The sequence below is a fragment of the Rhodococcus sp. IEGM 1381 genome (genome assembly GCF_030056795.1).
Lineage (GTDB): Bacteria > Actinomycetota > Actinomycetes > Mycobacteriales > Mycobacteriaceae > Rhodococcoides.
On sequence record NZ_JASHKQ010000003.1, the window covers coordinates 66,374 to 87,190 of the forward strand.

General features: G+C 64.7%; 20 protein-coding genes. 6 read left to right on the forward strand and 14 right to left on the reverse strand.

Annotated features, from left to right (window positions below):
- Positions 1-18: 18 nt before the first annotated feature.
- Positions 19-2,049, forward strand: a complete 2,031-nt coding sequence (locus QM797_RS12365; RefSeq protein WP_283275913.1) for a TPM domain-containing protein — start codon at positions 19-21, stop codon at positions 2,047-2,049.
- Positions 2,050-2,120: 71 nt separating this feature from the next.
- On the opposite strand, the gene QM797_RS12370 is transcribed toward QM797_RS12365, so the two are convergent.
- The gene (locus QM797_RS12370; protein ID WP_283275914.1) at positions 2,121-3,506 is read right to left on the reverse strand and encodes a glycine--tRNA ligase; all 1,386 of its coding nucleotides are present in this window, start codon (positions 3,504-3,506) and stop codon (positions 2,121-2,123) included.
- A 326-nt stretch (positions 3,507-3,832) separates the two neighbouring features.
- On the opposite strand from QM797_RS12370, the gene QM797_RS12375 reads away from it, so the two are divergent.
- Together QM797_RS12375 and QM797_RS12380 are read left to right on the forward strand one after the other, a co-directional pair.
- The gene (locus tag QM797_RS12375) at positions 3,833-4,171 is read left to right on the forward strand and encodes an ArsR/SmtB family transcription factor (protein WP_032379570.1); all 339 of its coding nucleotides are present in this window, start codon (positions 3,833-3,835) and stop codon (positions 4,169-4,171) included.
- Positions 4,168-4,608 carry a Fur family transcriptional regulator gene (locus tag QM797_RS12380; protein WP_283275915.1) on the forward strand — a complete coding sequence of 147 codons (441 nt, stop codon included), beginning with the start codon at positions 4,168-4,170 and terminating at the stop codon, positions 4,606-4,608. Before QM797_RS12375 ends, QM797_RS12380 begins: the two co-directional genes overlap by 4 nt.
- A gap of 7 nt (positions 4,609-4,615) precedes the next feature.
- Here QM797_RS12380 and QM797_RS12385 read toward each other — a convergent pair whose 3' ends face one another.
- From QM797_RS12385 to recO, 4 genes are all read right to left on the reverse strand, one after another.
- Positions 4,616-5,572: an iron-siderophore ABC transporter substrate-binding protein gene (locus tag QM797_RS12385; protein ID WP_283275916.1), complete on the reverse strand. Its 957-nt coding sequence runs from the start codon at positions 5,570-5,572 to the stop codon at positions 4,616-4,618.
- 85 nt (positions 5,573-5,657) lie between these two features.
- Positions 5,658-6,080 carry a hypothetical protein gene (locus tag QM797_RS12390; RefSeq protein ID WP_283275917.1) on the reverse strand — a complete coding sequence of 141 codons (423 nt, stop codon included), beginning with the start codon at positions 6,078-6,080 and terminating at the stop codon, positions 5,658-5,660.
- Positions 6,073-6,891 carry an isoprenyl transferase gene (locus tag QM797_RS12395; RefSeq protein ID WP_052058432.1) on the reverse strand — a complete coding sequence of 273 codons (819 nt, stop codon included), beginning with the start codon at positions 6,889-6,891 and terminating at the stop codon, positions 6,073-6,075. The genes QM797_RS12390 and QM797_RS12395 overlap by 8 nt, the downstream gene beginning before the upstream one ends.
- Positions 6,848-7,681 (reverse strand): DNA repair protein RecO, encoded by an 834-nt coding sequence (gene recO / locus QM797_RS12400; RefSeq protein WP_283275918.1) that lies wholly within the window; start codon positions 7,679-7,681, stop codon positions 6,848-6,850. The genes QM797_RS12395 and recO overlap by 44 nt, the downstream gene beginning before the upstream one ends.
- A 73-nt stretch (positions 7,682-7,754) precedes the next feature.
- Between recO and QM797_RS12405 the strand changes: the two genes are divergently transcribed.
- Positions 7,755-9,176 carry an amidase gene (locus tag QM797_RS12405; RefSeq protein ID WP_283275919.1) on the forward strand — a complete coding sequence of 474 codons (1,422 nt, stop codon included), beginning with the start codon at positions 7,755-7,757 and terminating at the stop codon, positions 9,174-9,176.
- 44 nt (positions 9,177-9,220) lie between these two features.
- Here the strand turns inward: QM797_RS12405 and era are convergent, their stop codons facing one another.
- From era to hrcA, 8 genes are all read right to left on the reverse strand, one after another.
- Positions 9,221-10,135 (reverse strand): GTPase Era, encoded by a 915-nt coding sequence (gene era, locus QM797_RS12410; RefSeq protein ID WP_032379164.1) that lies wholly within the window; start codon positions 10,133-10,135, stop codon positions 9,221-9,223.
- Between the two features lie 17 nt (positions 10,136-10,152).
- A complete protein-coding gene (locus tag QM797_RS12415; protein ID WP_283275920.1) occupies positions 10,153-11,475 on the reverse strand; it encodes a hemolysin family protein in 1,323 nt (440 codons plus the stop codon).
- A gap of 40 nt (positions 11,476-11,515) precedes the next feature.
- Positions 11,516-12,058, reverse strand: a complete 543-nt coding sequence (gene ybeY / locus QM797_RS12420) for an rRNA maturation RNase YbeY (RefSeq protein ID WP_057479916.1) — start codon at positions 12,056-12,058, stop codon at positions 11,516-11,518.
- A 37-nt stretch (positions 12,059-12,095) separates the two neighbouring features.
- Positions 12,096-13,139, reverse strand: coding sequence for a PhoH family protein (locus QM797_RS12425; RefSeq protein ID WP_283275921.1), 1,044 nt, complete (start codon positions 13,137-13,139; stop codon positions 12,096-12,098).
- A 94-nt stretch (positions 13,140-13,233) separates the two neighbouring features.
- The gene (locus QM797_RS12430; protein ID WP_283275922.1) at positions 13,234-13,989 is read right to left on the reverse strand and encodes an alpha/beta hydrolase family protein; all 756 of its coding nucleotides are present in this window, start codon (positions 13,987-13,989) and stop codon (positions 13,234-13,236) included.
- Positions 13,986-14,759: a 16S rRNA (uracil(1498)-N(3))-methyltransferase gene (locus QM797_RS12435; protein WP_283275923.1), complete on the reverse strand. Its 774-nt coding sequence runs from the start codon at positions 14,757-14,759 to the stop codon at positions 13,986-13,988. The genes QM797_RS12430 and QM797_RS12435 overlap by 4 nt, the downstream gene beginning before the upstream one ends.
- A gap of 3 nt (positions 14,760-14,762) precedes the next feature.
- Complete coding sequence (dnaJ, locus tag QM797_RS12440; RefSeq protein ID WP_283275924.1) at positions 14,763-15,920, reverse strand: molecular chaperone DnaJ; 1,158 nt, start codon at positions 15,918-15,920, stop codon at positions 14,763-14,765.
- A 98-nt stretch (positions 15,921-16,018) separates the two neighbouring features.
- Positions 16,019-17,062, reverse strand: coding sequence for a heat-inducible transcriptional repressor HrcA (hrcA, locus tag QM797_RS12445; RefSeq protein ID WP_283275925.1), 1,044 nt, complete (start codon positions 17,060-17,062; stop codon positions 16,019-16,021).
- Between the two features lie 133 nt (positions 17,063-17,195).
- Between hrcA and QM797_RS12450 the strand changes: the two genes are divergently transcribed.
- On the forward strand, positions 17,196-17,501 hold the full coding sequence (locus QM797_RS12450; protein WP_008715485.1) for a type II toxin-antitoxin system VapB family antitoxin: 306 nt from the start codon (positions 17,196-17,198) through the stop codon (positions 17,499-17,501).
- A gap of 9 nt (positions 17,502-17,510) precedes the next feature.
- On the opposite strand, the gene hemW is transcribed toward QM797_RS12450, so the two are convergent.
- Positions 17,511-18,722, reverse strand: a complete 1,212-nt coding sequence (gene hemW, locus QM797_RS12455) for a radical SAM family heme chaperone HemW (protein WP_283275926.1) — start codon at positions 18,720-18,722, stop codon at positions 17,511-17,513.
- Positions 18,723-19,090: 368 nt separating this feature from the next.
- On the opposite strand from hemW, the gene QM797_RS12460 reads away from it, so the two are divergent.
- Complete coding sequence (locus QM797_RS12460; RefSeq protein WP_283275927.1) at positions 19,091-20,809, forward strand: nitrite/sulfite reductase; 1,719 nt, start codon at positions 19,091-19,093, stop codon at positions 20,807-20,809.
- Positions 20,810-20,817: the final 8 nt, after the last annotated feature.

The following is a 20,817-nucleotide window of genomic DNA, read 5'->3' on the forward strand; positions in this document are numbered from 1 at the left end:
GCCGGTAGATTTCATCGCATGGCAGTCCAGCACCGGCGGCACTCCAGCGCCGCAGTCCGTAGGTCGGTTCATCGATTTCGTCGTTTCGCCGCTACGGGTGCTCTGACCCTGTTCGCCGCGGTCTTGCTCGCGCCGGGGGTTGCATCCGCCGAGGCTCCCTCGCGGCTGGCCACCCAGATCACCGACAACGTCCAGGCTCTCGACCCTGATTCGCTGGCCGAGGTGCAGACCTCCATCGACGACCTCTACGGCAGCAGCCAGCTCAGGCTGTGGGTCACCTACGTTGCGGATTTCGACAACATGTCGGCCGCGAGCTGGGCCGAGCAGACGTACACCAGAAGTGACCTCGGTCAGCGCGACGTTCTGCTCGCCGTGGCCACCGTCGATCGGTCGTACCGCCTCGCCGTCAGTAACGATCTGTCGCAGATCACCGCATCCGAGCAGGACGATATTCGCGTCAACGACGTCGAACCCGCACTGGGCGAGGAGGATTGGTCCGGAGCCGCCATAGCGGCTGCCGGCGCTCTCGGCGAGGCCTATGCGTCGAGTGGCGGCGGTGAGTCGTCGGCACCGCTGTTGATCGGTGTCGGTGTGTTGGCGGTTGCAGGCGGCGGAGCAGTCGTCTACTCCTCGCGGCGCAAGAAGGCCAGGGTGGCCGCCGAGGTGGACGCCGTGGCGAAGATCGACCCGAGCGACCCGGCCGCGCTGGCTCGGTTCCCGATCGACGTTCTCGACACCCGCGCCAAGGAAATTCTGATCGAGACCGACAACGCCGTGCGGGCGAGTGAGGAGGAATTGACCCTCGCCCGAGGCGAATTCGGCGATTCAGCAGCCGCACCGTTCATCACCGCGTTCGACAACGCGAAGAAAGCTCTGGCCTCCGCCTTCGAGATCCGTCAGCGCCTCGACGACGCCATTCCCGAAACCCCTGATCAGCGTCGGGCGATGCTCGTCGAGATCATCTCCTCGTGCGGCCAGGCAGACCGCGAGCTCGACTCTCGGGTCGAGGAATTCGATGGATTCCGCGACCTCGTCATGAATGCCGGCTCGCATCTCGACGAGCTCACCCAAGCCATCATCGGCTTGACGGTGCGCATCCCGCAGTCCGAAACCGTACTGGCTCAACTGCATTCGGAGTTCTCCGAAACCGCACTGAAGTCGATAGCCGACAATGTCACGATGGCCAAGGATCGAGTTGCGCTAGCCGAGGAGAACATCGAAGCCGGCCGCAAGGCCGCAGCACTTCCGCCAGGAAAACAGGGCCCGGCCGTCACCGCGATTCGGACTGCAGAACGAGCCCTCGATCAGGCGAAATCGCTGCTCGACGGAGTCGACCACGCCCGCGACGACATCGGACACGCAATAGCCACCCTGCCCGACGCCATCGCGGACGTCCGACGCGACATCGAGCAGGCTCGCGGGTTGACCGAGCACGGCGGTGCCGAACTGCAGGCCGCCGTGGCCGCGGCGCAGACCGCATTGAAGAATGCGGAGGCCGCGCAGTCGTCCGATCCGCTCGGCAGTTACACCGCCCTTGCCGCAGCAGATTCCGAACTCGAAAAGATCGTCGACGTGGCGTCGGCGGAGAAGGCGGCCGAGGACCAGCTGCGGGCGCGTCTCGATCGCGATATCGCAGCTGCTCAGGCGCAGATCACCGCTGCCGCGGACTACATCTCCACGCGACGCGGCGGTGTGGGTGCCGATGCTCGTACACGTTTGTCCGAAGCCGAACGGCACCTGAGTGCGGCACGCCAGCTCGAACCCGAGAACCCGGACGAGGCGCTCAAGCACGCACATGCCGCCAGCCAATTGGCCTCGCGCGCATCGCAGATCGCCCAGTCCGACGTGCAGAACTGGGAGAACCGCCATGGGCCACGCGGCGGCGGCTTCGGCGGGGGCAGTGGCGGCGGAAACATCGCGGGCGCAGTACTCGGCGGCATCCTGATCAACAGCGTGCTGAACGGCAGTGGGGGCGGCGGCTTCGGTGGGGGCTTCGGCGGCGGCGGCGGGGGCGGCGGCGGACTCGGTGGCGGTGGCGGCCGCTTCTGACCATCGACCCAGAACACTGGTCAGGGCCCGACCTCTACACGAGATCGGGCCCTGCCGGTTGTCGTAAGTTCTTACGCGCCGATCAGTCGGGACGCGATGTAGCCCTCGACCTGATCGAGAGCCACCCGCTCCTGCGCCATTGTGTCGCGTTCGCGGATGGTGACCGCGTGGTCGTCGAGGGTTTCGAAGTCGACGGTGATGCAGAACGGGGTACCGATCTCGTCCTGACGACGGTAGCGGCGACCGATGGCTCCGGCGTCGTCGAATTCGACGTTCCAGTACTGACGCAGTTGCTGCGCAAGATCTTTCGCCTTCGGCGTCAGATCGGCGTTACGCGAGAGCGGGAGCACCGCTACCTTCACCGGGGCGAGACGGCGATCGAGCTTGAGCACGACACGCTTGTCGACACCGCCTTTGGCGTTGGGAGCCTCGTCCTCGGTGTACGCGTCGACGAGGAACGCCATCAGCGAACGCGTCAGACCCGCGGCCGGTTCGATGACATACGGGGTGTAGCGGGTGTCGGTGGCCTGCTCGTAGTAGCTCAGGTCCTGGCCCGACGCCTTGGAGTGCACCGAGAGGTCGTAGTCGGTGCGGTTCGCGACGCCCTCGAGCTCACCCCAGGCACTGCCCTGGAAGCCGAACTTGTACTCGATGTCGACGGTGCGCTTGGAGTAGTGCGACAACTTCTCCTTGGCGTGCTCGTAGAGACGCAGGTTCTCCGGGTCGATACCGAGGTCGGTGTACCACTTCATGCGGTAGTCGATCCAGTACTGATGCCACTCGTCGTCCTCGCCGGGCTTGACGAAGAATTCCATCTCCATCTGCTCGAACTCGCGGGTGCGGAAGATGAAGTTTCCGGGAGTGATCTCGTTACGGAAGCTCTTGCCGATCTGGCCGATACCGAACGGCGGCTTCTTGCGCGAGGTGGTCAACACGTTGGCGAAGTTGACGAAGATGCCCTGCGCAGTCTCTGGACGCAGGTAGTGCAGGCCCTCTTCGTTGTCGACCGGGCCGAGGAAGGTCTTGAGCAGGCCCGAGAACGCACGCGGCTCGGTCCACGAACCGGGCTCACCGGTCTCGGGGTCGCGGATATCGGCCAGGCCGTTCTCCGGCGGATGGCCGTGCTTCTCTTCGTAGGCCTCGATGAGGTGATCGGCGCGATAACGCTTGTGCGTGTGCAGCGACTCCACCAGCGGGTCGGAGAACGTCTCGACGTGACCGGACGCTTCCCACACCTGACGGGGCAGGATCACCGACGAGTCGAGTCCGACGGTGTCGTCGCGGCTGGTGATCATGTTGCGCCACCACTGCTTCTTGATGTTCTCCTTGAGTTCGACGCCCAACGGGCCGTAATCCCAGGCCGACTTGGTACCGCCGTAGATCTCGCCGCACGGGTAGACGAGGCCTCTGCGCTTGGCGAGGTTGGCGACGGTTTCGACTTTGGACTTGGGTGCCACTGGCGGAGCTCTCCATCTTCGGTTACATCGTGATTCTCGGTCACATCGCTCGAGGGGTGACGCGGGCGGTTTTCGCCCTGATCAGACTATCTGGCTCGGCGGGCAAATCCGAACACCGGTCGAGTTCGGAATTGACATGCGCATTTGTGCATATCACAATGAATACGATTTGCAATAGCGATAACTGCACTAACCTGATGCCAAGACGAAAGATCGTGCAGGGAGAGTTCGCCGAGAACGAATCGGCAACCGAAGGAGCCGCAACCGTGTCCACCGAGCAGGCCGTTCATACAGATTCGCCGGATCGGCAAGACCCCGAGCATCCAATGCACGAGAACGACCCGTTCGCCGCCGCTCCCCCGGCCCACATTCCACCGAAGGAGACCCTGGCCGCGGCCGGCGACATTCTGCGCGCGCTTGCGGCCCCGGTGCGGATCGCGATCGTGCTGCAGTTGCGCGAATCCGAACGATGCGTCCACGAACTCGTGGTCGCTCTCGGCGTCACGCAGCCGTTGATCAGTCAACACCTCCGGGTGCTCAAGGCCGCGGGTGTGGTCCGCGGAGAACGCAACGGCCGCGAGGTCCTGTACAGACTGGTCGACGATCACCTCTCCCACATCGTCGTCGACGCTGTGGCCCACGCCGAGGAAGGCCGGAACCTGTGACCGAGAAGTCCACCGATACCGCATCGCCGAGACGACCCGTCGTAGTCGGAGTACGAGCCACGAAGCAACGCAGTGCGATCTCGGACTTGCTCGACACCATCGAGGAATTCAAGTCCGCGCAGGATCTGCACGACGAATTACGCAAGCGCGGTGAGGGAATCGGCCTGACAACCGTCTATCGCACGCTCCAGACGCTGGCCGACGCCGGCACGGTGGATGTGCTCCGCACCGACAACGGCGAGTCGGTCTACCGGCGTTGCTCCTCGGGCCATCATCACCACCTGGTGTGCCGAGCATGCGGATTCACCGTCGAGGTCGAGGGGCCCACCGTCGAGAAGTGGTCCCAGAGTGTCGCCGAGTCCAATGGTTTCACCGACGTGAGCCACACCATCGAAATATTCGGCACCTGCAGCCAGTGCAGCGCGGCCGGTCGCTGACTGGCTTTCAGCCCACCGCACTCGCCAGGCGAGGCACCACCGAATCGATGGCGAACGGAATGGACAGCACCGAGTTGTACGTGATCGCCCCACGCTGATCGGTGGACAGCGGAACGATGGCATCGTTGCGGGCGGCTGCCAGTGTTCCGAAGATCGGATTCTCGGCCACGACGTCGATGTCGTCGCCGGTGCCGAGATAGAGCACCACATCGGCGTCGAGCGTGGAGATGTTCTCCGCCGAGACCGGAACGAAGAAGTTGGTTCCGTCGTCCTCGACCAGAATCGGGTCCGGAATGCCGAAGCCCAACGACGTGACGAAGGTGCCGCGCGCATCGCCGGGCAGGTATGCGCCGAACTGACCGTCGTACGGAAGTACAACGGCGGCAGTCTTACCCGCGAACTCCGGATGCGCGGCTCGCACCTGTTCGAGCGCAGCCGTGGTCTGCGCATTCAGCTCCTCGCCACGTTCTGATTCGCCCATCGCGCGCGCAATGGTATCGGTGGCCACCTCACGATCGACGGCGTAGGCCGCCGATCCCGCCGGTCGAGCGATCGTCGGGGCGATGTCGCTGAGTTGTGCGTAGGTGACCTCGTCGAAGCCGGCGTTGAGCCCGGTGATCAAATCCGGTGCCAGCGAGGCGATCAGCTCGAAGTTCGGTTCAGATTCCGAGCCCAGCAGCGTCAATGGTGCGTCGCCCACCAACTCGTCGGTCCACGGACCGAGTCCGGTCTCGTAGAACGTGTACCCAGTGTTCCCGACCGGCACAGTGCCGAGGGCAATGACGGCGTCGGCGTCGGACACTCCGAGTGTGACTATGCGGGTGGGCTTCTCCGGAACGGTCGTGCTGCCGTAGATGTGGTCGATGACGACCGGGAACGCACCGGCGGAAGATGGTGCCGCCGAGTCCTCCGAGCTTTCTGCCGAACAGGCCATCAGTGACACACCGAGGACGATCACCGCCACCACTGCCGTCGCTGTTCAGGCCAACCGTGCTGTCATCGCATCCGCCTCTACTCGAAGTAAGTACAGGCAAACCTTATCTGACAAATCAAGGCAGCAGGCCCTCGCGTGCTTTCTCGACGCCGGCCAGCACCAGAATCAGCATCGTCAGCATGGCCTCGTCGTCCAACCCATTCGCCGGAAAGGTGTAGCGCAGCAACACATCTGCGAGCTTGTCGTGGGTATTGACGGAGATCGCGCCGAATTGCGAATCGGCATTGCGGTCCGAGACCTTCTTGTGCAGAGCAGCCTTGAGTGGCCTGTCCCACGCCAACACCGCGGTGAGCGAGAGCACCTCGAGTTCGGGTGACAGCTGTACCGCCCGCAAGGAGCACAAGGCACCGGCGTAGTCGAAACCGAGTGACCCCTCCTCGCCGACGGTGACCGTCGCAAACTGCGACAGCGCCAGCCGAGCACGCGTCTGCAACGTCAACTCATCGGGGCTGTCGATACCCTGTACTTCGTCACTCATATTTCACTCCGCCGAATCGTCGATCACGCGAAGCGAATTCGATACACGCCTCCCATAGGTCCCGGCGATCGAAATCCGGGAAGAGCTTCTTCTGGAACACGAACTCCGCATATGCGGATTGCCACAGAAGAAAATTCGATGTTCGCTGCTCCCCCGACGGCCGCAGGAACAAGTCCACGTCCGGCATATCCGCTTCGTCGAGGTACTTCGCGACGGTTGCCTCGGTGATCTTCTCGGGGTTCAGCTTGCCCGCGGCAACCTGCCGGGCAATTTCCCTTGTCGCATCGGCAATCTCGGCACGCCCACCGTAATTGACGCACATCGTCAACGTCATCACGGTGTTGTGCTTCGTCAGCTCCTCTGCCACTTCGAGTTCTTTGATGACGCTGCCCCACAACCTGGGTCGCCGACCGGCCCAGCGGACCCGGACGCCCATCTCGTTCATCTCGTCGCGTCGACGACGAATGACATCACGGTTGAAGCCCATCAGGAACTTGACCTCGTCGGGACTGCGCTTCCAGTTCTCCGTCGAGAAGGCGTACGCAGACAACCACTGCACACCGATCTCGATACAACCGCAGACGGTATCCATGAGCACAGCTTCGCCTTGCTCGTGCCCCGCAGTCCGCGGCAGACCGCGATCCTGCGCCCACCGGCCGTTGCCGTCCATCACCAAAGCGACGTGGCGAGGTATCAATTCCGGCTGCAGAATCGGCGGCCGAGCGCCCGACGGGTGCGGATCGGGAGGGCGCACTGCCGACTGTCCGTCAGGCCGGGGTTGCGGCTCTCGTCGTCGAATCACGGTCCCCATCCTGCCCGACGGTGTCGGCGAACACGGAGTCAGGTTGCGCCAGCGGCACCTGATGCGGGTGCGAGCGTTCGATGAGTGGAAGTGTGCGCAATTGTCGTTCCAGATGCCATTGCAGATGCGCCGCCACCAGTCCACTGGCCTGCTTGCGAACGGCATCGGACGTGGTGACGGTGTAGTCCCACTCCCCCCGCTCGAGTGCGACCATCAGATCGAGAACCCCGGTCGACGGCGTCGCCGATCCCGGCGGGCGGCAGTGCACACACACCGCTCCACCGGCGGCGACATGAAATGCGCGATGTGGCCCGACTGCGGCGCAGCGCGCGCAATCGGTCAGTGCGGGTGCCCATCCGGCGAAGCCCATGGCGCGCAACAGATAAGCGTCGAGCACGAGCTCGGGAGGGCGGACGTGCTGGGCAAGTGCTCGAAGCGCTCCGACGGTCAGCTGATGCAGTCGCTGCGCCGGTGCATGCTCCTCGCCCGCCAGCCGCTCGGCGGTCTCGAGAACGGCACAACCGGTGGTGTAGCGGCCGTAATCGGCGACGATGTCTCCGCCGAACGCGTCGATGGTGTGCACTTGGGTGACGATGTCGAGGTTGCGTCCCGGATAGAGCAATACGTCGATGTGCGCGAACGGTTCCAGCCGCGCGCCGAACTTGGACTTGGTGCGACGCACCCCTTTTGCGACGGCCCGTACGATACCGTTCTCCCTGGTCAACAACGTGACGATGCGGTCGGCCTCACCCAGCTTGTGCTGGCGCAGGACGACTGCGTTGTCACGGTATGGCCTCACGGCTTCCAGTCTCCCACGGGTGCCGGGTCGGTGGCCGCTTCCCGCGCTGGAGAGAAGTCGATACTGTGCCAGGGTGGATTTCCATCGGTCGACTCTCGTTGCCCAAGCCGCCGCACTCGCGTCGGGTCGTATCACCTCGGTACAGGCGGTAACCGAATCACTCGACCGGATCGAGAAGAGCCAGCCCACTCTCAATGCCTTCCGAATCGTGCGCCGCGACGCCGCACTCGCCGAGGCCGCCGAGGCGGATCGCCTGCGCGCTGCCGGTGAAACCGCGACCCTGCTCGGCGTTCCGATCGCCGTCAAGGACGATGTGGATATCACCGGGGAGCCCACTGCCTTCGGCTGCGCCGGGCACTTTCCGCCTGCCACCGCAGACTCGGAGGTGGTGCGCAGACTGCGCGCGGCGGGAGCAGTGATCGTGGGCAAGACCAACAGCCCCGAGCTGGGCCAATGGCCGTTCACCGGCGGCACCTTCGGACACACCCGCAATCCGTGGGACCGCGAGCGCACCCCCGGTGGCTCCTCGGGTGGCAGTTCTGCAGCAGTGGCTGCCGAATTGGTCTCGGCTGCACTGGGTTCCGATGGAGCGGGCTCGGTCCGGATCCCGGCGTCGTGGACCAATCTCGTGGGCATCAAGCCGCAACGGGGACGGATATCGACGTGGCCGGACGCCGAGGCCTTCAACGGCATCACCGTCATCGGCCCGCTCGCGCGCACGGTCGCCGACGCCGCGCTTCTGCTCGACGTGGTCTCCGGTGGCCACGACGGTGATCTGCACCGTCCGGCTCCGTTGACCGTCTCGGACGCGGTCGGACGCAACCCCGGCTCGCTGCGAATAGCGCTGAGCCTGCGCAAGCCGTTCATCCCGACGCCTGCCCCGCTGGACCCGGAGATCGCGGCTGCGGCGTACGAGATGGCCGCTGTGCTGCGTTTGCTCGGACACCAGGTGGTCGTCGACGATCCCGCATACGGAATGTTGCTGGGGCTCAACTTCTTACCGCGCTCGCTGGCAGGCGTCGCCACGTGGCTCGATTGCCTTCCCGATCCGGCCCTCGCCGACCCGCGCACCCGAGCCAACGCCAAGAGCGGTCGGGCCCTTGCCGGAGCCCCGTTGCGCGCAGCCCGCGCTGCCGAGCCGCGCATCGGACGCCGCATCGGCCGGTTCTTCGACGACTACGACATCGTGCTCGCCCCGACGACGGCGACTCCCCCGCCGCGGGTCGATGCCATCGACGGCATCTCCAACGCCGACACCGATCGGGTCATCACCGAGCACTGCCCCTACACGTGGCCGTGGAACGTCCTGGGCTGGCCGAGCGTGAGCGTCCCCGCGGGTCTGACGAAGAGCGGGCTCCCCATCGGACTGCAGTTAATGGGGCACGAATCAACGGAGCCACTGTTGGTGTCGGTGGCCGCTCAACTCGAGAACGTGCTGCAGTGGCACCGCAGGCGCCCGGAGCCATGGTGGACCCAGGTGAGCGAAACTTCGTAGCCCACTACGAATTTCCGTGCACATGCGGCGAAGCCGCTCCCGGGTCAGAACCCGAGCTTGCCCATCTGCTTGGGGTCGGTTTGCCAGTCCTTGGCGATTTTCACGTGCAGGTCCAGGTAGATCCTGGTACCGAGCAACTTCTCGATCTGCAATCGCGACGCCGTACCGACCTCTTTGAGTCGCGAACCGCCCTTACCGATGATGATCGCCTTCTGACTCGACCGCTCGACGTAGAGAATCGCGTGCACGTCGAGCATGTTGTCGTGACCTTCGCGGGGCACGACTTCCTCGATGACGACGGCCAGAGAGTGGGGTAACTCGTCTCGGACGCCTTCGAGAGCGGCTTCACGGATGAGCTCGGCCATCAGGATTTCCTCGGGCTCGTCCGTCAGCTCACCGTCAGGGTAGAACGCCGGTCCCGGTGGCAGTTCCGACGCCAACAGATCGACCAGCTTCTCCACCTGCTCACCGGATTCGGCCGACACCGGTATTACGTGACTCGAATCGCCGAGGAGCTTCGACAGCGCCATCAACTGCTGCACGACCCGTTCCTTCTTGACCTTGTCGATCTTGGTCACGATGCCGATCAGCGTGGTCTTGGGGGCGATGTGGCGCACCTGCTCGAGAATCCAGCGGTCACCCGGTCCGATCTTCTCGTCGGCCGGGATGCACAGGCCGATGACGTCGACCTCGGAGTACGTGTCCTGCACCAGATCGTTGAGTCGCTGCCCCAGAAGCGTTCTGGGTCGGTGTAATCCGGGGGTGTCGACGAGGATCAGTTGCGCGTGCTCGCGGTGCACGATGCCGCGAATGGTGTGCCGCGTCGTCTGCGGACGAGAGGACGTGATGGCGATCTTCGACCCCACCAACGCATTGGTCAGAGTGGACTTGCCGGTGTTGGGTCGGCCTACGAAACAGACGAATCCGGATCGGAACTCACCGTTGTTCTGCTCGGACAAAAGAGCACCTCCAGATTTCAGTGTTGGTGAGTGACGTCCGACGAGTCGTCGTCCTCGGTGGATTCTTCGTCGGGTTCGATCTTTTCGACCAGCACGGTGGTGATGCGGACGCGCCCCTTCGGGTCGGCCCCACCTTCACCGCGCAGCAGCAGTCCGTGAGTCATTACCTGAGCACCGGGCAGCGGCACACGGCCGAGCTCGTACCCGAGCAGTCCGCCGACCGTGTCGACTTCTTCGGATTCGATCTCGATGCCGAAGATCTCACCGAGGTCTTCGAGCGGCACTCGGGAGGACACTCGATACCGACCGTCGTCGAGCTCCTCGATGGGCGCTACTTCGTCCGAGTCGTACTCGTCGGCGATCTCGCCGACGATTTCCTCGATGACGTCCTCGATGGTCACCAGGCCAGCGATGCCCCCGTATTCGTCGACGAGCAGTGCCATGTGGTTGCGGTCTCGCTGCATCTCGGCGAGCAGACTGTCGAGTGCCTTCGAGTCGGGAACGAACACCGCCGGACGCATCAGCTCGGACACCTGCACTCCGCGGCCGCCGTCGGTGGAGTAGTACGTCTGCTGCACAAGGTCTTTGAGGTACACGACGCCGACGACGTCGTCCACGTTCTCGCCGATCACCGGGATGCGGGAGTGACCGCTGCGCACGGCCAGCGAGGTGGCCTGACCGGCCGACTTGTCGGACTCGATCCACACCATCTCGGGGCGCGGGACCATGACCTCACGGGCGGAGGTGTCACCCAGCTCGAACACCGATTGAATCATCCGACGTTCGTCGTCGGCCACGACGCCGCGCTCGCGGGCCATGTCCACCAACTCCCGAAGTTCGATCTCGGAAGCGAAGGGGCCGTTGCGAAATCCCTTACCGGGGGTGATCGCGTTACCGATGAGAATGAGCAATCTGCTGATCGGTCCGAGAAGCCACCCGAGTGCGCGCAGGGGAAATGCAGCCGCCAACGCGATCGAGTACGCGTGCTGTCGACCCAAAGTCCTCGGACCGACACCGATCACGACGTAACTGACAAGCACCATGGTCACCGCGCTGATCACCAACGCAGTGGTGGAGTCGATCAGCTGAGTCAGGCCGCCCGCGAGCAGGACGGTACCGCCGATTTCGCACAGAATGCGCAGCAACACCATCAAGTTGACGTAGCGCGGGCGGTCGGCAACCACGACCACGAGACCGGAGGCACCCGGTCGCTCGTCCTTGACCATGTCGTCGATGCGCGCTCGCGACACCGTATTCAAGGCGGAATCGACAGCAGCGAACAGACCACCGAGAGGCACCAGAAGAACAGCGAAAACTATGAGTGCAACGGCACTGCTCACGCGGTGCTACCCCACACCTCGACCGACGAGGTGGCGTCGGTCATCGGTCGACACCGTCGACGAAACCGGCCTTGCCGAGGAGCCTGGCATCGCGAGCGGCCTGTTCCGCAGCCTGCTCCGCCCGCCTGGCGTCCTCGTACCACTCGGCCAGCAGACGGTTCTGCAGCTCGAACATTTCCTTTTCTTCGTCCGGCTCGGCGTGGTCGTAACCGAGCAGATGCAGCACACCGTGCACCGTCAGCAATGCGAGCTCGTGCTCGAGCGAATGGCCCGCAGCGGCAGCCTGATCCGCAGCGAACGACGGGCAAAGCACGATATCGCCCAGCATCGCCGGTCCTGGATCGGGGGCATCGGGACGGCCGCCGGGCTCGAGCTCGTCCATCGGAAACGACATCACGTCGGTGGGACCGGGCAGATCCATCCACCGCATGTGCAGATCCGCCATCGTGGCCGAATCCACCAGCACCATCGACAGTTCAGCGGCGGGATGCACGTCCATGCCGGCGATCGCGAACCGTGCGACCGAGACCAGCTCGGGTTCGGAGATGTCCATCCCCGACTCGTTGGACACTTCGATACTCATCTGGCCACTACCCACGCTCTCGTTGCCTGCGTCTGAATCATCTTCTTGCCGAACGCGGTCCGCCGGTACGGCGTTGCTCGCGGTTGGGGATCACACTCTGTTCGGCCGACTCGAACCGCTCGTACGCGTCGACGATCTCCGAGACCAATCGGTGCCGCACCACATCGCTGCTGGTGAGCTGCGCGAAGTGGATGTCGTCGAGGTCGGTGAGAATCTCGGATGCGGCACGCAATCCTGATTTTGCGCCACCCGGAAGATCGACCTGGGTGACGTCGCCGGTGACGACGATCTTCGAGCCGAACCCCAGACGCGTCAGGAACATCTTCATCTGCTCGGCCGTGGTGTTCTGTGCCTCGTCGAGAATGATGAATGCGTCGTTGAGCGTGCGGCCGCGCATGTATGCCAGCGGAGCGACCTCGATGACCCCTGCCTGCATCAGCTTGGGGATCGCTTCGTCGTCCATCATGTCGTGCAACGCGTCGTGCAGCGGGCGCAGGTACGGGTCGATCTTCTCGTGCAGTGTTCCGGGTAGAAAGCCGAGGCGCTCCCCCGCTTCCACTGCCGGACGCGTCAGGATGATGCGGCTGACCTGCTTGGTCTGCAGCGCCTGCACGGCCTTCGCCATCGCGAGGTACGTCTTGCCGGTACCAGCCGGCCCGATGCCGAACACGATGGTGTTGGCATCGATCGCGTCCACGTACCGCTTCTGGTTCAGTGTCTTGGGACGGATCGTCTTGCCGCGGCGAGAAAGGATGTCCAAGCTCAGCACCTCGGCCGGCGAATCCGATACGCCTTCGGTGAGCATGGCGATCGATCGACGGACGGCGTCGGGAGTCAGCGGCTGGGCGCGCTTGGCGAGCGCGGCCAACTCGGAGATCACCCGTTCCGCCAACGCCACGTCGGCCACTTTTCCGGTGAGCGTCACGGCGTTTCCTCGTACGTGGATATCTGCCGTCAGCATCTGCTCGAGCGCCCGCAGGTTCTCGTCGGACTGTCCCAGCAATGGCATCACTGCTTCGGGGGCGAGCTCCAAGGTGGACCGAACATCACGCTCGGCGGGAAATTCGCTGTGTTCACTCACGTGGTGGCTATGGCCTGCTCTCTTGTTTCGACTCTGGTGACATGTATCGGTGTTCGAATGAAGTTTAACGCCGCGGCATCGATGCGCATTCCTATTACTCGCCGCTCCCGCCCAGCACGGCGTCGAGCGAGAGTGCCCAACACCGCGAATCCGGATTGAGGAATGCGAAGTGGTCCTCGCCCGGGACGATCGTCAGCTTCGCGTCGTCTCCGGACGCTTTCGCAGCTTCGACGTACTGCTTGCTCTGCGCCGCCGGGACCTGAACGTCCTCGGTCCCGTGCAGGCAGATCGTCGGTATACCGATGGGTGCACGGGCAGCAGGCGAGGCCGATCGGTACAGCTCCGGATCATCCTCGTATCGAGCCTGCAGCAACGCCTCGACCGCCGGATTGGTCCGGCCCGACGCACCGCGCGGCTCGAGATCGAGGACACCGGCCTGCGAGACGATCCGCGACGGGCGGACCTTCGAGCCGGTTTCACCGCCGAGCCACACTGCCAGGTGCCCGCCGGCGGAGTGTCCGATGACGCGAACATTGTCGATGCCCACCGGTGCGTGGTGTTGCACCTCACCGGCAACGACATCGAGAGCCGCGAGGACGTCGGACTGCATCTCCGGCCAATGCCCGCCCGCGCCGACACGTCGATACTCGATGTTCCACGCCACCGCACCCGCTCCCGCAACAGCGCGCGCGAATTGGGTGCCCAGGTTCGATCCGTACTCCCCGCTCCAGAATCCGCCGTGAATCACCACGACGACCGGCGTCGATGAATCGACCGGCTCGGGCGGCAGATAGAGATGGCCGAATTGCTCCGGGTGATCGCCGTACGCGATTTTGATCCGCGCGCTCATGCGTTCTGGAAGTCGGGCGGTAGTTGGGTCCACCGCGAGGTCAGGACGCCCAGCGCGCCGAGAGCCACAGCTCCTGCCGTCGAGGTCCGCAGCACCGTGGGGCCCAGCACCACCGGGGTTGCCCCCGCCTCGGTCAGAGCGGCGACCTCCCTGTCGTCGAGCCCGCCCTCGGGTCCGACGACGATCGCCACCTCGGGTACCGAGTCGAACGGCAGGTCGCGGAACGCCGAGATGGCGGCCTCGTGCAGCACTGCGACGATTCCGCCGCGGCCGGTGATCTCGCCCACCAGGGCGTAGACCGCACGCGAATCGTGCAGCTCTGTGACGTCGGGGATGTATGCCCGACGCGACTGCTTGGCTGCTTCCGCCGCGGTGCTGCGCCACTTCGCGACGCCCTTGGAGGCCTTCGCGCCCTCCCACCGTGCGACGCACCGCGCGGACTGCCAGGGCACGACAGCATCGACGCCGGCCTCGGTGGCCAGCTCGACCGCCAGCTCCGACCGGTCCGCCTTGGGCAATGCCTGCACCAGCGTCACCACCGGAGTAGGACGCGCCATCTCGCTGCGCGAGTTCACGGTCAGTTCGAGTCGATTCTTCTCCGCAGCCGCCACGACCGTATCGGCCAAGCCGCCCGCTCCGTCACCGAGCAACACCCGCTCTCCGACGCGAATGCGTCGCACCGTCGCAGCGTGATGCCCTTCCTTGCCGTCGAGCACGGCGATCTCGCCGACCTTCGGAAGCGGCGAGAGATAGAAGACCGTGGGGGCCATGGATCAACGACCGCTGAACGCTTCCCGCAACCGCGAGAACAGTCCGCCGCTGTGTGCCGAACCGGTCGTCACGACCTCTGCCGAGTCGCGATCTCGCATCGACTTGAGCTGCTCGAGCAGATGGGTCTGCTTACTGTCGAGCTTCGTCGGCACGATGACCTCGAGGTGCGCGTGCAGGTCACCGCGAATACCGGAACGGAGCTTGGGCATACCGTGCCCGCGCAGCACGGTCGTCGAATTCGGTTGCGTGCCTTGTTCTATCGAAATTTCGGTAGGCCCATCGATGATCGCGTCGATGTTCACCGAGGTGCCGAGTGCGGCGTCGACCATCGGAACGCGGACGGTGCAGTGCAGATCGTCACCGTCGCGGACGAACACCTCGTGCTGCTGCTCGACGATTTCCACGTACAGATCTCCGGCGGGGCCACCGCCCGGACCGACCTCACCCTGGGAGGCAAGTCGGATCCGCATGCCGTTGCTCACCCCGACGGGAACCTTGACCGAGATGTCGCGACGCGAGCGCACGCGTCCGTCGCCGCCACACTTGCGGCAGGGATCGGGAATGGTCTCGCCTGCGCCGCGGCAGGTGGGGCACGGCCGGCTGGTCATGACCTGGCCGAGGAACGAGCGTTGCACCGACTGCACTTCACCGGCACCGCCGCAGGTGTCGCACCGGACAGGCTTGGAGTCACCGTTGGTGCCCGAGCCGGTGCACAGATCGCACAGGATCGCGGTGTCGACGGTGATGTGCTTGGTCACGCCGGTTGCGCACTCGTCGAGGGTGAGTTTGGTCCGCAGCAGCGAATCCGCTCCCGGTTGCACACGACCCTTGGGCCCGCGCTGGGCTCCACCGGCACCGCCGCCGAAGAATGCCTCGAACACATCTCCTAGGCCACCGCCGAATCCGGCTCCACCGAACCCACCGCCGCCGCCTCCGCCGCCCTGCTGGAGCGGGTCGCCGCCGAGGTCGACGATGCGGCGCTTTTCCGGATCGGAGAGCACCTCGTACGCGGTGGAGATGTCCTTGAACCGGGCCTGCGCGGCCTCGTCCGGGTTGACGTCCGGGTGCAGTTCTCGCGCCAGTTTTCGGTAGGCGCGCTTGATCTCCTGGTCCGTCGCCTGCTGGCCGACGCCCAAAGTCCCGTAATAATCCCGTGCCACGTCGTCTCTTTCGTCCTAGAAAATGAATCTCGTTCGTTGATGCTTTGTGCCGGCGGCCAGTGCCCCCGCTGCCGGTCTTCGATCGGTTCTCGCTCGTCTCAGCGCTCGGCCAGGACCTCGCCGATGTACCTGGCAACCGCGGCGACCGACGCGATTGTTCCTGGGTAGTCCATCCGGGTCGGCCCCAGAACACCCATTCCTCCGAGGACCATGCCAGCCGACCCGTAGCCGGTGGAAATCACCGACGTCCCACGCATCTCCTCGACCTGCGTTTCCTCACCGATCCGCACGGTCACGGTGCGGGTGTCCTGCGTCACTGCGAGCAATTTGAGCACCACCACTTGTTCTTCCAGCGCCTCGAGTACCGCTCGGAGCGACCCGGGAAACCCCGCGTCGCCGGCGAAGTCCGCGGCGTTGCGTGTCAGGTTCGCCGTTCCGCCGAGTACCAGGCGTTCCTCGGGGTGCTCGACCAGCGATTCGACCAGCACCGTGGCCGACCGGATCATGGCGTCCCGTAGCCCGGCCGGAGCGTTCTCGGCGAGTTCGGCCACCGCGACAGACGCGGCTGCCAGTCGCTTTCCTTCCAGCGCGCTGCCGAGCAGGCGACGCAGCTGCGACAGATTCTCGTCGTCGAGGACGTCGCCGAGCTCGACGATGCGCTGATCGACTCGCCCCGAATCGGTGATGAGTACCAGCAGCAACCGAGCCGGGGTGAGCGCCACCACCTCGAGATGCCGAACCGATGACGCCGACAGTGTGGGGTACTGCACCACGGCAACCTGACGGGTCAACTGAGCCAGCAGTCGGACGCCGCGCCGCAGTACATCGTCCAGGTCGACGCCGTTCTCGAGAAACTCCAGGATGGCGCGACGTTCGGCCGCAGACAGAGGCTTGACCTCGGCGATGCGATCGACGAACCGCCGATAACCCTGGTCGGTCGGTACCCGACCGGAGCTGGTGTGCGGTTGAGCGATGTACCCCTCGGCCTCGAGAACAGCCATGTCGTTGCGAACGGTGGCACTCGAGACGCCCAGGTTGTGACGCTCGACCAACGCCCGTGAACCGACGGGTTCCTGGGTGGACACGTAGTCCGCCACGATCGCTCGTAGAACCTCGAACCGCCTGTCGTCGGTGCTCGACATCGGTGCCCACCTCCGTTCTCGTTTCCAATCGTCGCTCGAGTCTAGTAGCCGAGGTACGCATGCTCGTGCAAGGCCTTACTGTGGTCCGAGTGGAAACGTTCTTTCGATTCGGTCCGACGGCTCGGGGCTCGCGATGATCTTCAAGGGTGTTCGTGACGGAAAGCCGTACCCCGAGCACGGCCTGTCCATCAGAGACTGGTCCAGAATCCCGCCACGTCAGCTCCGTTTGGACGAGATCGTCACCACCACGAAGGTGCTCGAACTCGACCGATTGCTGTCCGAGGACTCCACCTTCTACGGCGATCTCTTCCCCCACGCCGTGCAGTTTCGCGGCGTCATCTACCTCGAAGACGGTCTGCACCGCGCAGTGCGAGCAGCACTGCGGAACCGAACGGTGTTGCACGCCAGAGTGTTCGACTACGACGCGCTCGGTGCTTAGGACAGGTCTTCAGGCTGCAGCGATGCTGCGCACCACCGCGTCGGCGAGCAATCGGCCTCGATCGGTCAGGATCAGTCGATCGCCGCGACGCAGCATCAACCCGTCTGCGACCGCCTGTTCGGCCGCGGCGCGCTCGGCCGGCCCGAGCACACTCATCGGCACTCCTGTGCGGAGTCGGACGGTCAACATCAGCTCCTCCAGGTGTCGATCCTCGGTGCTGAGTAATTCGCTGCCGTGCACCGGCAGCACTCCCGTGGCCAAACGATCGGCGTATGCCGCCGGGTGTTTGACGTTCCAGAACCGGGTGCCGCCGATGTGGCTGTGTGCGCCCGGCCCCGCGCCCCACCAGTCGCCGCCGTCCCAATAACCGATGTTGTGGCGGCACTGCGCGTCGGCATCGGTAGCCCAGTTCGACACCTCGTACCAGGAAAGGCCGGCTGAGTTCAACGCCGAATCGATGCGTTCGTATCGGCTCGCCAGCACGTCGTCGTCGGGGGCGGGCAGCTCACCGCGGCGCACTTTGCGGGCCATGGCCGTGCCGTCCTCGACGATCAACGCGTACGCCGAGACATGGTCGACGCCTGCCTCGAGCACGGCGGCAAGCGACTGATCGAGGTCGCTGTCTCGCTCGCCCGGAGTGCCGTAGATGAGGTCGAGGTTGACGTGCTCGAACCCGGCCTCGCGAGCCTCCTCAGCCGCAGCGACCGCTCGACCTGGTGTGTGGGTGCGATCGAGAACTGCGAGCACATGCGGTGCGGCGGACTGCATTCCGAGCGAGACCCGGGTGAAGCCTGCGGCGCGGAGTCTGTCGAAGAACTCCGGAGACGTCGACTCCGGGTTCGATTCGGTGGTCACCTCGCCGCCGTCGGTGACGCCGAAACTCGACCGGACCGCCCCGAGTACGTCGGCCAACCCGTCACCCCCGAGTAGAGACGGTGTGCCGCCGCCGACGAAGACGGTGTCGGCCGTCGGAACGCGACCCGTACCCGCTTCGATCAGACCCGCGGCGATGTCGAGTTCACGGCGCAGGCCCTCCAACCAGGACTGCGGGGACGCCGACGTACCGAGCTCCCCAGCCGTGTAGGTATTGAAGTCGCAGTAGCCGCAGCGCGTGGCGCAGAACGGAACGTGCACGTAGATCCCGAACGCCCGGTCCCCCACGCCGTCGAACGCCTCGATCGGCAATTCGAAGGTGGACTGGACGGGTACGACGGTATTCACGGTCTCCAGTCTCCCAGAGAGTGCAGGCCCTTCTCCCCACCCGCCGCCGAGTGCAAAAGCACCAGCCCTGCCAGCCTATTTACCCCGAAATCGGGGTAAATAGCCGCCGCGGTCTTCCGTCGCCCCGATGACGTGGCACAATGGCACCCGTGACCGACTCAGGAATTCGACTCGTGGCGCGCCGCCATGTCGATCTCGGCCGTGTCTGCAGCGCGTCGTGTCGACACACGACCGGCTGCTGACCCAGCCTCCTTCGAGCACGTCCATTCGATCCACCGGCTTCCCACTCGTGTCGCGAGCATCTCGCGCGACGACCCGAAGACTGTCAGCACGGAAGCCGGCCAGCACAGAAGATGCAGGAGCAATGCATGTCGTCGACCAGCGACGCGACCACCGACGCTGTCTCCGTCACACCACGGGAGCGCACGCCCCGGCCGACCAAGCGTCGTGCCGAGGGACAGTGGGCACTGGGTTACCGGGAGCCACTGAACGCCAACGAGCAGTCCAAGAAGGACGACAATCCGCTCAACGTGCGTGCCCGCATCGAGAACATCTATTCCAAGCAGGGTTTCGACAGCATCGACAAGGGCGACCTTCGCGGCCGCTTCCGCTGGTGGGGCCTCTACACCCAGCGCGAGCAGGGATACGACGGCACCTTCACCGGTGACGACAACATCGATCTGCTCGAGGCGAAGTACTTCATGATGCGCATCCGGTGCGATGCCGGCGCGTTGAATCTCGAGCAGCTGCGCACTCTGGCGCAGATCTCGCAGGAGTTCGGTCGCGACACCGCCGACCTGTCGGACCGCGAGAACGTGCAGTTCCACTGGGTCGAGGTCGAGAACGTTCCCGAGATCTGGCGTCGGATCGAAGCGGTCGGACTGAAGACCACCGAGGCGTGCGGCGACTGCCCGCGTGTCGTGCTCGGCTCTCCGCTGGCCGGGGAGGCTGTGGACGAGATCATCGATCCCACCTCGGCCATCGACGAGATCGTCGAGCGCTACATCGGTAAGCCCGAGTACTCGAACCTGCCGCGCAAATTCAAGACGGCGATCTCGGGCCTGCAGGACGTGGTGCACGAAATCAACGACTGCGCATTCGTCGGCGTCGTACATCCCGAGCACGGGCCCGGACTCGACCTGTGGGTCGGCGGCGGACTGTCCACCAATCCCATGCTCGCGCAGCGCGTCGGCGTATGGGTTCCCCTCGAGGACGTCCCGGATGTCTGGGAAGGCGTCGTCTCGATCTTCCGCGACTACGGCTACCGCCGACTTCGCACCAAGGCGCGCCTGAAGTTCCTCATCAAGGACTGGGGCATCGAGAAGTTCCGCCAGGTCCTCGAGGACGAGTACCTGCACCGCAAGCTCATCGACGGCCCAGCTCCCGAGAAGCCCGCTCGGCCCCGTGATCATGTCGGAATCCAGAAGCTCAAGAACGGGCTCAACGCCGTCGGTGTTGCACCCATCGCGGGCCGCGTGTCCGGCACCATCCTCGCCGCCGTCGCCGACGCGGCCGAGAAGGCTGGGTCGGATCGCGTCCGGTTCACGCCGTATCAGAAGCTGATCGTCCTCGACGTTCCCGACGAGACGCTCGAGCAGCTGATCTCCGACCTCGATGCGCTGGGCTTACCTGCCCGGCCCTCGCACTGGCGCAAGAACCTGATGGCGTGCAGCGGCATCGAGTTCTGCAAGCTCTCGTTCGCCGAAACCCGTAAGCGTTCACAGGTTCTCGTACCGGAGCTCGAAGAGCGCCTGTCCGACATCAACAGCAAGCTCGACGTGCCGATCACGATCAACATCAACGGCTGCCCCAACTCGTGCGCACGGTCGCAGATCGCCGACATCGGTTTCAAGGGCCTTCTGGTCGACGACGGAGCCGGGAATCAGATCGAGGGTTTCCAGGTTCATCTCGGAGGCAGCCTCGGACTCGACAGTGCATTCGGCCGAAAGTTACGCCAGCACAAGGTGAACAGCTCCGAGCTGGGAGATTACATCGACAGAGTGGTGCGCAATTTCGACAAGCACCGCGAGGACGGCGAACGGTTCGCTCAATGGGCCGTGCGAGCAGACGAGGCGGATTTGCGATGAGTACCAGG